We start from the raw sequence: 12,661 nt of genomic DNA on the forward strand, positions 1-12,661 counted from the left end.
TATAAGCGTGCTACATTAATATGAGTGATAAAACCCTGTGATGGGGTGGTACGGTGAATAAAAAAATTGTCATAGCATGTGCTGAATGTGCAAATAGAAATTATACAACAAGTAAAAATCTATCCAAACAGCCTGAACGATTGGAAGCAAGAAAATACTGCAGAATATGTGGTCAACATACATGGCACCGCGAGACAAAATAAGTGGTATTCTTCGACAGATGGAGGGGATAGACGTGAAAATTGTTAAATTCTTCAAGAATGTTTCGAGAGAGATGAAAAAGGTCAGCTGGCCAAAGCGTCGCGAATTGACAAGCTATACGATTACGGTATTAACAACAGTAGCGTTTGTGGCAGTGTTTTTTGCCATTATTGATCTTGGTATTTCACAAATCTTAAATTTATTTTTTTAACCGCATTTATTGAATAAATAAGATATAATTATGCTATAATGGAATATGATATATTTCGATTAAAAAACCCGGGAATGTCGGGTTTTTTAATATGGCGTGATATTTAAACATGATTTCAGTATGAATAAGGGAGGGAAGGGCAAGTCATTTTGTCCTGTTGACATGGAAAAAAACTGGTATGCTATCCATACGTATTCCGGCTATGAAAATAAGGTGAAAACAAACCTGGAAAAACGCGTGGATTCGATGGGTATGGAGGATAAAATCTTTCGCGTTCTGGTTCCGGAAAATGAAGAAACGGAAATCAAAAATGGTAGAAAGAAAACGGTTAAGAAGAAATTTTTCCCTGGCTATGTTTTAGCAGAAATGGTGATGACGGATGATTCATGGTATGTCGTGCGTAATACACCAGGGGTGACAGGATTTGTGGGATCAAGCGGCCACGGAACAAAACCTACACCACTGCTGCCTGATGAAATAGAGGCTGTTTTAAAACGCATGGGCATAACCCAACAAGTTACACAAGTTGATTTTGAACTGAAAGAAAATGTACGGGTCACAGACGGTCCGTTCAGTGAATTCACAGGCACCATTGAACATATTGATGCCGATAAGCAGAAAGTAAAAGTTCATGTGAATATGTTCGGTCGTGAAACCCCTGTAGAATTAGAATTCTCACAGATTGAGAAGCTATAGAACCTGGAAGGCCACAGGTTAATCTAATAGATAGGCTGTTTCAAAAAAGTTTGTTACTAAATAGAATGAACCAGCAGAGGGAAAAAACGAGCTAATCGAGACCTCGCAGTGTGGTACGAACGAGGAGGCTCAATGGTTCGTCCGCGGAAAGCTACGAGTGACACATCCATCGAGTAAGTTGCGAGTTGCGAGGACCGTATGTGTCGCTGAAACACCTTGTAACGCGACGAGGGACCAGCATATTTTCATCAACGCACTCATGAAAAAACGACAATCTTTAATAAAAGAGCCAGCCTAAAAGATAAAATTTCATACAAAACCTTGCATAATTTGCTCATACATGCTAAAATTCTTTTGTTATTTACCTCCCCGACAAAGAGCGGGGTTGGTATTGCTGAGTGGGAGGGGAATAACCCTATTACCACATCACGGACTTTAAGGAGGTGTGTCTCGTGGCTAAAAAAGTAATTAAAGTTGTTAAATTACAGATTGAAGCTGGTAAAGCCAATCCGGCACCGCCAGTAGGACCTGCGTTGGGCCAGGCTGGTGTGAATATCATGGGATTCTGTAAGGAATTTAACGCACGTACGCAAGATCAGGCTGGTATGATTATACCTGTTGAAATTACGGTGTTTGAAGACCGTTCATTTACATTTATTACGAAAACTCCGCCTGCCGCTGTATTACTGAAGAAGGCAGCCGGGATTGAAACTGCATCAGGTGAACCGAACCGTAATAAAGTTGCCTCGGTTAAACGTGATCAAGTGCAGGAGATTGCGGAAACGAAGATGCCTGATTTGAATGCGGCTGATCTGGATGCTGCAATGCGCATGGTTGAGGGAACCGCACGCAGTATGGGCATTTCAATCGAAGACTAATGCCGATTTGAACAAGAATAGATACAGGTTGCGTTAATGGGTTCCATATTCGCAACTTTTTTCATGGAAAATGCATGAGCGTTCTGTTCAAAAAGGCGGACCGGCGGTTGCGGCCAGCATTTTGAACAACGCTGTCAGCATTTTTCTAGTGGGAGGTCTTACCGCTAAAAACCACAACCTGAGGAGGAAGTAAAATGGCAAAAAGAAGTAAAAGATATCAGGAAGCTTCGAAGCTTGTTGACCGTTCAAAAGCATATGAAGCTGAAGAGGCAGTAGCTTTGCTGAAAGAAACTGCCAAAGCAAAATTTGATGAAACAGTTGAAGCTGCGTTCCGTCTGGGTGTTGACCCTAAAAAAGCTGATCAGCAGATTCGCGGTGCAATGGTGCTGCCGCACGGAACTGGTAAAACGCAGCGTGTACTGGTGTTTGCGAAAGGCGATAAGGCGACAGAAGCTGAAAACGCTGGAGCGGATTACGTTGGAGAGCAAGATCTTATCAACAAGATCAACCAGGGATGGTTTGAATTTGATGTTGTTGTTGCGACACCGGATATGATGGCTGAAGTTGGTAAACTTGGCCGTGTATTAGGACCAAAAGGACTCATGCCTAACCCTAAAACCGGAACTGTAACATTTGAAATTGAAAAAGCAGTTCATGAAATCAAGGCTGGTAAAGTGGAATATCGCGTTGACAAATCCGCGAATATCCATGTTCCGCTTGGAAAAATCTCCTTTGACAATGAAAAATTAGTTGAGAACTTTGAGGCTATTGCCGATGCACTTGTGAAAGCAAAACCACAGGCGGCAAAGGGCGTCTATATGCGTAATGCTTCAATAACTTCAACAATGGGACCTGGAATCAGAGTGGATGTTTCATCTTATCGCAATTAGTCGATAACAGCACTCAAATCAATTCAGGGTTGCGACAGAAGTGACACTTTTAGTTGAACTTACTGGTTGACTTCTCGTCAATGATCGAGTATAATAATATAGGTTGAAATATGAATACGTTATACCGTAGACAGCAGGTGCAAGAAATTGCTTAATCTCCTGCCGAGGTGTTTGAATACGAATGTTTAATCCCAAATAGGATTGCCGTTTGTCACAAAACCTCCATGTCTACATGGAGGTTTTTTAACGGGTTAATGGCTGGAGATACTGACTTGCCGTTTCTCCCAATCTGACATCCGGCTTCTAACCTCTGGGAAGACAGGATTAAGTTCCGGGTCTTTCCTCTGTCCGGTATGATGAGTGTTAATAGGAGGTGGAACAATGGCTAATAGCAATATTATTGAGCAAAAGAAGCAACATGTACAGGAAATTGCTGACAAGTTCCGTGGCAGCCAATCAACTTTGCTGGTCGATTACCGTGGTCTTGACGTTGCTGAGGTAAGTGAATTGCGTAAACAGCTACGTGAAGCAAACGTCGAATTTAAAGTTTATAAGAATTCAATGACACGTCGGGCAGTGGATGCTGTTGATTTGAGTGAGCTGTCTGATACATTGGTTGGTCCGACTGCAGTGGCATTCAGCAATGAGGATGTAGTAGCTCCCGCTAAGATTTTGAATAACTTTGCCAAAGACCATGATGCATTGGAAATTAAAGGCGGCGTTATTGAAGGCGAAATTGCTACAATTGAACAAATCAAAGAGCTTGCAGATCTGCCTAATTACGAAGGCATGGTATCCATGTTGCTTAGCGTATTGCAGGCACCTGTGCGCAACTTTGCATATGCCGCAAAAGCGATTGCCGACCAGAAAGAAGAAGAGAGCGCATAAGCTGCGTGCCGGGGATCTGGCACATCGGAATATTAAATCTTAAAAATGGAGGAATAATAATGGACAATCAGCAAATTATTGACGCGATTAAAGAAATGTCTGTTTTGGAATTAAATGATTTAGTTAAAGCAATTGAAGAAGAATTTGGTGTAACCGCTGCAGCGCCAGTTGCTGTTGCAAGCGGAGGCGGCGAAGGAGAAGCTGTTGAAGAACAAACTGAATTTGATGTAGAGCTTCAGGATGCTGGCGACTCCAAGATTAAAGTTGTTAAAGCGGTTCGCGAAGTCACTGGACTCGGTCTTAAGGATGCAAAAGAATTAGTAGATAACGCACCTAAGCCTGTTAAAGAAAGTGCTTCAAAAGAAGAAGCTGAAGAAATCAAAGGACAGCTTGAAGAAGCAGGTGCAACTGTAGAACTTAAGTAGGCTGATCGGAAAACAGGACTTTCGCCAAGTCTTTAATTGTGAAAGCCTCTGTTTTTTCGTATAGGGTCAACGATTATTTCTGACCTTTTAAAAAGAGCTCGTCGGTACCACGGCGGGCTTTCTATATATTGTCTCTTCACATTACACGCAAAGCAGGTGCCCAAATGTCTGATCATTACTTTTCACAAAATCCCCAATCCAAAAGTTCACCTAAGAAATGGAATTACGAGCTGCGAGGCAGAAATTTTACCTTCGAAAGCGATTATGGTGTATTCTCCAAACATGAAGTGGATTATGGAACGCGGCTACTGATTGAACACTTTGAAGAACCACCTGCTGCGGGTAATATTCTCGATCTCGGCTGTGGTTATGGTCCAATTGGAATCGCTGTTGCATACAGTTATCAGCACCGTAACGTCATACTGGCAGACATTAATGAAAGGGCAATTACGCTGGCGCAAAAAAATGCGCATCATAATGGCGTAACGAATGTTGAATTTACCTTAAGTGATCAATTCAATCAACTGAAGGGCAATACTTTTGCCGCCATTCTGACCAACCCTCCAATCAGAGCCGGGAAAAGGGTCGTTCACCAAATGTTTGAAGCGAGTCAAAATGCCTTGCTGGAAAATGGCAGATTGTGGGTTGTCATTCAAAAAAAACAGGGAGCTCCATCTGCTATGGAAAAATTGAAAGATTTGTTCGGAAATGTTAAAGTAGTTGATCGCAGAAAGGGTTATTATCTATTGATGTCCATTCAATGATTGACCTTATGATTTTCTTATGATAATATAATAAAATGCTAACATGGGACTTCCTTTGTCAAGAGGAAAATTCTTAACATATATAATGTATAATTCATTGGTAATCGGAAACAATGGTAGAATCGACAAAAATTGAGATAACGGGTTTTACAACCGAGTCTTATTGTTTCGCTTCTCCATTGGCTAAGGTTATCCGGGTGTTGAGATATGTCTTGCGGTTGTTCAGCTGCAGGATTGTCCACATAATTTTTCAGACAGTAGTACACGTGCTATTGTTATTTTGCATCTATACCTGATTGGATTTAAAACGACTGGTATGTAAACTGTCATATCAGTTTGTTTTTCTAAATATATGAGTCATTTTTCACACTAGCTTATGTGAATAATTTTTGAAAAATGCTTGATTTGAGGGGTGAAGCAGTTGACAGGTCAACTAGTTCAGTATGGACGGCACCGCCAACGCAGGAGCTATGCACGTATCAGCGAAGTGTTGGAACTGCCGAATCTAATCGAAATTCAAACCGCTTCCTATGATTGGTTTCTAAGAGAAGGTTTGCGGGAGATGTTTAAGGATATATCCCCGATTGAGGACTTTGCAGGTAACCTATCACTGGAATTTATTGATTACAGTCTTGGTGAACCTAAATATCCCGTAGAAGAGGCCAAAGATCGGGATGTCACATATAACGCCCCGCTTCGTGTAAAGGTTCGCCTGATCAATAATGAGACCGGAGAGGTGAAGGAACAGGAAGTCTTCATGGGAGATTTTCCGCTGATGACGGATACAGGCACATTTATTATTAATGGTGCTGAACGTGTCATTGTTTCCCAGCTTGTACGTTCACCAAGTGTTTATTACAGTGAGAAGTTTGACAAGAATGGCAAACGCGGTATCACTGCAACTGTCATTCCAAACCGCGGCGCATGGCTGGAATTTGAAACGGATGCTAAAGATGTTGCCTATGTACGAATTGACCGTACACGTAAATTACCGATAACGGTGCTTTTACGTGCGCTTGGTTTTGGCTCGGATCAGGAAATCATCGACCTTCTGGGTGAAAACGAGTACCTTAAGAATACGCTTGAAAAAGATAACACGGAAACAACTGATAAGGCATTGCTGGAAATTTATGAGCGTCTGCGTCCGGGTGAACCGCCAACAGTTGAAAATGCCAGAAGTCTGCTAATCTCCCGTTTCTTTGACCCGAAACGCTATGACCTGGCACATGTTGGCCGGTATAAAATGAATAAAAAATTGGATATTAAAAACCGTCTGTTCAATCAAGTGCTGGCTGAGCCGATTGTTGATCCTGAAACCGGGGAAGTACTGGCTCAAAAAGGTGATAAATTAGAGCGCAAATTGCTGAATAAGATTATTCCTTATCTGGAAAACCAGGAGGATATGCTTGGCGAAAAACACGTTGAGCCAAATGAAGGCGTTTTGGCTGATGCCATTCGTCTGCAATCCGTAAAAATCATCGATCCAACTGACCCAGAAGGCGAACGGGAACTTGAAGTTATCGGTAATGCTGGCGTTGATAAAAGCATTAAGCATATAACACCTTCAGATATATTATCGTCAATCAGTTACTTCTTTAATTTGCTGCATCGTGTCGGCGGAACGGATGATATTGACCATTTGGGCAACCGGCGTCTGCGTTCTGTCGGGGAATTGCTGCAGAATCAGTTCCGTATCGGCTTGTCCCGCATGGAGCGTGTTGTTCGTGAACGCATGTCCATTCAGGACACGTCCAGTATAACACCGCAGCAGCTGATAAATATTCGCCCTGTCATTGCTTCAATTAAAGAGTTTTTCGGAAGTTCGCAGTTATCACAATTTATGGATCAGACGAATCCATTAGGCGAATTGACGCATAAACGACGTCTTTCTGCACTCGGACCTGGCGGCTTGACACGAGAACGAGCCGGGTTTGAAGTGCGTGATGTTCACTATTCTCACTATGGGCGAATGTGTCCGATTGAGACACCGGAAGGGCCAAACATTGGTCTGATCAACTCATTATCCAGTTATGCAAAAGTCAATGAATTCGGTTTTATTGAAACACCTTACCGCCGTGTTGATCCGGAAACCGGAAAAGTAACTGGACAAACAGATTATCTGACTGCGGATGAAGAAGATAATTATATTGTTGCACAGGCAAATGCCCGATTAAATGAGGATGGAACCTTTACAGATGAGGAGGTCATCGCACGTTTTCGTGGTGACAACACGGTAGTGCCACGCGAAAAACTCGATTATATGGATGTGTCACCAAAACAGGTCGTTTCTGCTGCAACAGCATGTATCCCATTTTTGGAGAATGATGACTCCAACCGTGCGCTGATGGGAGCCAACATGCAGAAGCAGGCGGTACCATTGATGGAACCTGAAGCACCAGTTGTCGGAACAGGTATGGAGTATGTGTCCGGCAAGGATTCAGGTGCTGGGGTCATTTGCCGGAATGAAGGTGTCGTTGAACATGTGGAAGCAAAAGAAATCCACATCCGCCGTATTTCCGATGTTGATGGTAAAGAAGTGAAAGGTGATCTGGATGTTTATCGTTTGCAGAAATACATCCGCTCCAACCAGGGAACTTGCTACAATCAGCGCCCAATTGTCAGTAAAGGCGACCGCGTGACAAAAGGTGAGATCCTCGCTGATGGTCCATCAATGGAAGATGGTGAATTGGCGCTGGGCCGCAATGCGCTGGTCGGATTCATGACATGGGAAGGCTATAACTATGAAGATGCCGTCATTATGAGTGAACGTCTTGTTAAAGATGATGTTTATACATCCATCCATATTGAGGAATATGAATCAGAAGCCCGAGACACGAAACTTGGCCCTGAAGAAATTACAAGGGATATTCCAAATGTCGGTGAAGATGCGCTGAAGAATCTGAATGAAAACGGCATTATCCGTATCGGTGCTGAGGTTTCTGATGGCGATATTCTGGTAGGTAAAGTAACGCCTAAAGGGGTAACTGAATTATCAGCTGAAGAAAGGTTACTCCACGCCATTTTTGGTGAGAAGGCAAGGGAAGTCCGCGATACATCATTAAGAGTACCGCACGGAGCCGGTGGTATTGTTCTGGAAGTCAAGATTTTCAACCGTGAAGACGGTGATGAGTTGCCTCCGGGTGTGAATCAGCTGGTACGGGTATATATCGTTCAGAAACGGAAGATCTCAGAAGGGGACAAAATGGCGGGAAGGCACGGTAATAAAGGTGTTATTTCCAAGATTTTACCTGAAGAAGATATGCCGTTCATGCCTGATGGAACACCAATTGATGTCATGCTCAACCCATTGGGTGTACCGTCACGTATGAATATCGGACAGGTGTTTGAACTGCATTTGGGTATGGCAGCGCGCCAGCTCGGTCTGCATGTGGCAACACCGGTATTTGACGGCGCAACCGAAGAGGATGTATTGAAAACATTGCAAGAAGCTGGTATGGCAAAAGACGCCAAATCGATTCTTTATGATGGCAGGACAGGTGAACCATTCGATAATCGGGTGTCTGTCGGTGTTATGTATATGATTAAACTGGCACACATGGTTGATGATAAGCTGCACGCCCGTTCAACCGGCCCATATTCACTTGTCACCCAGCAGCCATTGGGTGGTAAAGCACAATTTGGCGGACAGCGTTTTGGCGAAATGGAAGTTTGGGCACTTGAAGCTTATGGTGCTGCCTATACACTTCAGGAAATTCTGACAGTGAAATCGGATGATGTGGTAGGCCGTGTGAAAGCTTATGAATCGATCGTTAAAGGTGATAATGTGACAGAGCCTGGCGTACCTGAGTCGTTTAAAGTGCTGATTAAGGAACTTCAAAGTCTCGGAATGGATGTCAAAATGCTCTCCAGTGATGAGTCAGAGATTGAAATGCGCGAACTGGAGGAAGAAGATACACAATCAGCGAGCAAGTTGAACCTGGAGGCTGAAGAAAACTGAGAGCTTTCAGAAGGCTGATGACAAAGATCAGGTCAGATGAAACCGGCAAGAGAGCCGGTTTCATGATCTGGCAAATTCGGACACTAATAAGGGAGGTAGACCCTTGCTGGATGTAAATAATTTTGAGTACATGAAAATCGGGCTGGCTTCATCAGAAAAAATTCGCTCATGGTCTTATGGCGAAGTTAAAAAACCGGAGACCATTAACTACCGTACCTTAAAGCCGGAAAAAGACGGGCTTTTCTGTGAACGTATTTTTGGGCCGCAAAAGGACTGGGAATGCCATTGCGGTAAATACAAGCGGGTACGCTATAAGGGTGTTGTTTGTGACCGGTGCGGAGTAGAGGTTACAAAAGCAAAGGTTCGCCGTGAACGTATGGGTCATATTGAATTAGCTGCCCCCGTATCACACATTTGGTATTTTAAAGGGATTCCGAGCCGGATGGGTCTAGTACTGGATATGTCACCTCGCGCTCTGGAAGAAGTCATCTATTTCGCTGCATACATTGTAACCGAAGTTGGCGATACGCCATTAGAAAAGAAACAGCTTCTTTCTGAAAAAGAATACCGTGCCTATTACGAAAAATACGGTGCTTCCTTCAAAGCGCAAATGGGAGCAGAAGCAATCCGCAAACTCCTGCAGGATATCGATCTCGAAAAAGAGGTTGAAACATTAAAAGAGGAACTGAAAACAGCGCAGGGACAACGCAGAACTCGTGCCATTAAACGACTGGAAGTACTGGAGTCATTCCGGAATTCAGGCAATGATACATCATGGATGGTTCTTGATGTATTGCCAGTTATACCACCGGAAATTCGTCCGATGGTACAGCTTGACGGCGGGCGCTTCGCAACTTCAGATTTGAATGATCTTTACCGCCGTGTCATTAACCGGAACAATCGCCTGAAACGCTTGTTGGATCTTGGTGCTCCAAGTATTATTGTCCAAAATGAAAAGCGTATGCTGCAAGAGTCCGTTGATGCGCTGATCGATAATGGTCGCCGAGGACGTCCTGTTACAGGCCCCGGCAACCGTCCATTGAAGTCCCTGTCACATATGCTGAAAGGAAAACAAGGCCGTTTCCGCCAAAACTTGCTTGGTAAACGTGTTGATTATTCCGGACGCTCCGTAATCGTCGTTGGTCCAAGTCTGAAAATGTACCAATGCGGACTGCCGAAAGAAATGGCACTGGAATTATTTAAGCCGTTTATTATGAAGGAACTTGTTGAAAAAGGGTTTGCTCATAACATCAAATCGGCTAAACGGAAAATTGAACGGGTACATCCGGAAGTATGGGATGTTCTGGAGGAAGTTATTAAAGAACACCCAGTACTCCTGAACCGTGCACCAACATTGCACCGTCTGGGTATTCAGGCATTTGAACCTGTACTTGTGGAAGGCCGTGCCATCCGTCTGCATCCGCTGGTCTGTACTGCTTATAACGCCGACTTTGATGGTGACCAAATGGCTGTACACGTTCCACTCTCAGCAGAGGCACAGGCGGAAGCACGTGTTCTGATGCTTGCTGCACAAAATATCCTGAATCCAAAAGACGGTAAACCGGTTGTTACACCGTCACAGGATATGGTTTTAGGTAATTACTATTTGACACTGGAACGTGAAGGTGCAGTTGGAGAAGGCAGCAGATTCAAAGATACCGATGAGGCGCTGCTTGCTTATCAGAATGGTTATGTTCACCTGCATTCACGTGTTGCGATTAAGGCTTCAAGCTTAAACAAAAAATCATTTACCGCCAAACAGCAGGATCAAATGCTCTTAACAACAGTTGGTAAACTGATTTTCAACGAGATTTTGCCGGATTCATTTCCATACATTAATGAGCCAACCATTCATAATTTGGAAGTTGAAACACCGGATAAATATTTTGTTGATCAGGCCACGGATGTTGGTGAAGAAATTAAAAAACGTGACCTTATCCTTCCGTTCAAAAAAGGTATCTTGGGCGATATTATCGCAGAAGTGTTCAAACGGTTTAAGATCAGCGAAACGTCCAAAATGCTTGACCGCATGAAGGATCTTGGATTCAGCTACTCAACAAAGGCAGGTATGACAGTAGGTGTGTCTGATATTGTTGTGCTGAAGGAAAAAGAAGAAATCCTGGAAAGTGCTCAGGATAAGGTGGATAAAGTGTTGAAACAGTTCAGGCGCGGGTTAATCACAGATGATGAACGGTATGATCGTGTCATTTCGATCTGGTCACAAGCCAAGGATGATATCCAAGATCGCCTGATGGAATCACTGGATACACGAAATCCAATCTTTATGATGAGTGAATCCGGTGCGCGGGGTAACGCATCCAACTTTACACAACTTGCCGGAATGCGTGGTCTGATGGCCAATCCTGCCGGTGAGATCATGGAACTGCCAATCAAGTCCAGCTTCCGGGAAGGTCTGACAGTATTGGAGTACTTTATCTCCACACACGGTGCCCGGAAAGGTCTAGCTGATACAGCACTGAAAACAGCTGACTCGGGCTATCTGACACGTCGCCTCGTTGATGTTGCCCAGGATGTGATCATTCGTGAAGATGACTGCGGAACTGATCGCGGTTTGACGGTTTCGGCTTTAAAAGATGATACAGAGGTGATTGAGCCGTTGCTTGATCGCTTGGTCGGACGTACAGCCTTTGAAAATGTCCGCCATCCGGAAACCGATGCTGTCATCGTCGGTAAAAATGAAGTGATGAACGAAGACCAGGCAAAACAAATCGTTGAATCAGGTGTTGAAGAAGTCATTATCCGGTCTGCGTTTACATGCAATACAAAACATGGCGTCTGTAAAAAATGCTATGGCCGCAACCTGGCTACCGGTGATGAGGTTGAAGTCGGCGAAGCGGTAGGTATTATCGCCGCACAATCCATCGGTGAACCTGGTACACAGTTAACCATGCGTACCTTCCATACAGGTGGTGTTGCAGGTGATGATATTACACAAGGTTTACCACGTATCCAGGAACTGTTTGAAGCACGTAATCCAAAAGGTCAGGCAGTGATCAGTGAAATCCATGGAACGGTTCAGGAAATAAAAGAACTGAAAGATAAACAAGAAGTTATTGTCCAGGGTGATGTGGAGCAGCGGACATATCCTGTGCCTTACAATGCACGCATGAAAATTTCTGTTGGCGATGAACTCATTGCCGGGCAGGAACTTACAGAAGGTTCTGTTGATCCAAAAGAACTGCTCCGTGTGCAGGGCATCGAAGGGGTACAGCAGTATCTGCTGCGTGAAGTGCAAAAAGTATACCGGATGCAAGGTGTTGAAATTGGTGACAAACACGTAGAGGTTATGGTACGGCAAATGATGCGCAAAATCCGTGTTGCCGAATCAGGTGATACAGATGAACTTCCAGGATCATTGCTCGAAATCCACCAATTCAGGGATGCCAACCGGACTGTACTACAGGAAGGAAAAGAGCCAGCAGTCGGTAAACCTGTATTGCTCGGTATTACAAAAGCATCATTGGAAACTGATTCATTCTTGTCTGCGGCATCCTTCCAGGAAACAACCCGTGTACTGACGGATGCTGCCATTAAAGGTAAACGTGATGAACTGCTGGGGCTTAAAGAGAATGTCATTATCGGTAAATTGGTCCCTGCTGGTACTGGTATCGGACGCTACCGCAAACTTGAAACATCACTGGATGAACCAGAAGAAAATATAGAAGAGCCGGAAGAGACCGAGACGGTACAATAGTATAAACGTCGGGAGCACCCGAAAAAATAACGCAT

Annotated in this window: 10 protein-coding genes and 1 other annotated feature; all 10 genes read left to right on the forward strand. The window is 43.9% G+C overall.

Translation table 11 applies throughout. The features are described 5' to 3' along the window. Window positions 1-53: 53 nt before the first annotated feature. The 10 genes from rpmG to rpoC all read left to right on the forward strand — a co-directional run bounded on the left by rpmG (window position 54) and on the right by rpoC (window position 12,626). On the forward strand, window positions 54-203 hold the full coding sequence (gene rpmG / locus BM195_RS15965) for a 50S ribosomal protein L33 (protein ID WP_090240850.1): 150 nt from the start codon (window positions 54-56) through the stop codon (window positions 201-203). A gap of 38 nt (window positions 204-241) precedes the next feature. Further along, window positions 242-412: a preprotein translocase subunit SecE gene (gene secE, locus BM195_RS15970; protein WP_090240966.1), complete on the forward strand. Its 171-nt coding sequence runs from the start codon at window positions 242-244 to the stop codon at window positions 410-412. Between the two features lie 162 nt (window positions 413-574). After that, on the forward strand, window positions 575-1,108 hold the full coding sequence (gene nusG / locus BM195_RS15975) for a transcription termination/antitermination protein NusG (protein ID WP_090240852.1): 534 nt from the start codon (window positions 575-577) through the stop codon (window positions 1,106-1,108). A gap of 452 nt (window positions 1,109-1,560) precedes the next feature. Continuing rightward, window positions 1,561-1,986, forward strand: coding sequence for a 50S ribosomal protein L11 (gene rplK / locus BM195_RS15980; RefSeq protein ID WP_090240853.1), 426 nt, complete (start codon window positions 1,561-1,563; stop codon window positions 1,984-1,986). Between the two features lie 194 nt (window positions 1,987-2,180). Beyond that, on the forward strand, window positions 2,181-2,876 hold the full coding sequence (rplA, locus tag BM195_RS15985) for a 50S ribosomal protein L1 (protein WP_090240855.1): 696 nt from the start codon (window positions 2,181-2,183) through the stop codon (window positions 2,874-2,876). Between the two features lie 106 nt (window positions 2,877-2,982). Further along, window positions 2,983-3,130, forward strand: a sequence feature (ribosomal protein L10 leader region). A gap of 127 nt (window positions 3,131-3,257) precedes the next feature. Continuing rightward, entirely contained in the window at window positions 3,258-3,764 is a 507-nt protein-coding gene (gene rplJ, locus BM195_RS15990; RefSeq protein WP_090240857.1) for a 50S ribosomal protein L10, read from the forward strand. Window positions 3,765-3,823: 59 nt separating this feature from the next. Then, window positions 3,824-4,189 carry a 50S ribosomal protein L7/L12 gene (gene rplL / locus BM195_RS15995; RefSeq protein WP_090240858.1) on the forward strand — a complete coding sequence of 122 codons (366 nt, stop codon included), beginning with the start codon at window positions 3,824-3,826 and terminating at the stop codon, window positions 4,187-4,189. A 164-nt stretch (window positions 4,190-4,353) separates the two neighbouring features. Beyond that, complete coding sequence (locus BM195_RS16000) at window positions 4,354-4,953, forward strand: class I SAM-dependent methyltransferase (RefSeq protein WP_090240860.1); 600 nt, start codon at window positions 4,354-4,356, stop codon at window positions 4,951-4,953. Between the two features lie 421 nt (window positions 4,954-5,374). Further along, window positions 5,375-8,911, forward strand: coding sequence for a DNA-directed RNA polymerase subunit beta (gene rpoB, locus BM195_RS16005; protein ID WP_090240866.1), 3,537 nt, complete (start codon window positions 5,375-5,377; stop codon window positions 8,909-8,911). A gap of 103 nt (window positions 8,912-9,014) precedes the next feature. Then, window positions 9,015-12,626 (forward strand): DNA-directed RNA polymerase subunit beta', encoded by a 3,612-nt coding sequence (gene rpoC, locus BM195_RS16010; RefSeq protein WP_090240867.1) that lies wholly within the window; start codon window positions 9,015-9,017, stop codon window positions 12,624-12,626. Window positions 12,627-12,661: the final 35 nt, after the last annotated feature.

Source organism: Lentibacillus halodurans (assembly GCF_900112045.1).
Lineage (GTDB): Bacteria > Bacillota > Bacilli > Bacillales > Amphibacillaceae > Lentibacillus > Lentibacillus halodurans.

What these genes read in the sequence shown, in the direction of transcription:
- nusG (WP_090240852.1), top strand. Translation starts at nt 575, where the DNA reads ATGGAAAAAAACTGGTATGCTATCCATACGTATTCCGGCTATGAAAAT.
- rplA (WP_090240855.1), top strand. Translation starts at nt 2,181, where the DNA reads ATGGCAAAAAGAAGTAAAAGATATCAGGAAGCTTCGAAGCTTGTTGAC.
- rplJ (WP_090240857.1), top strand. Translation starts at nt 3,258, where the DNA reads ATGGCTAATAGCAATATTATTGAGCAAAAGAAGCAACATGTACAGGAA.
- rplL (WP_090240858.1), top strand. Translation starts at nt 3,824, where the DNA reads ATGGACAATCAGCAAATTATTGACGCGATTAAAGAAATGTCTGTTTTG.
- BM195_RS16000 (WP_090240860.1), top strand. Translation starts at nt 4,354, where the DNA reads ATGTCTGATCATTACTTTTCACAAAATCCCCAATCCAAAAGTTCACCT.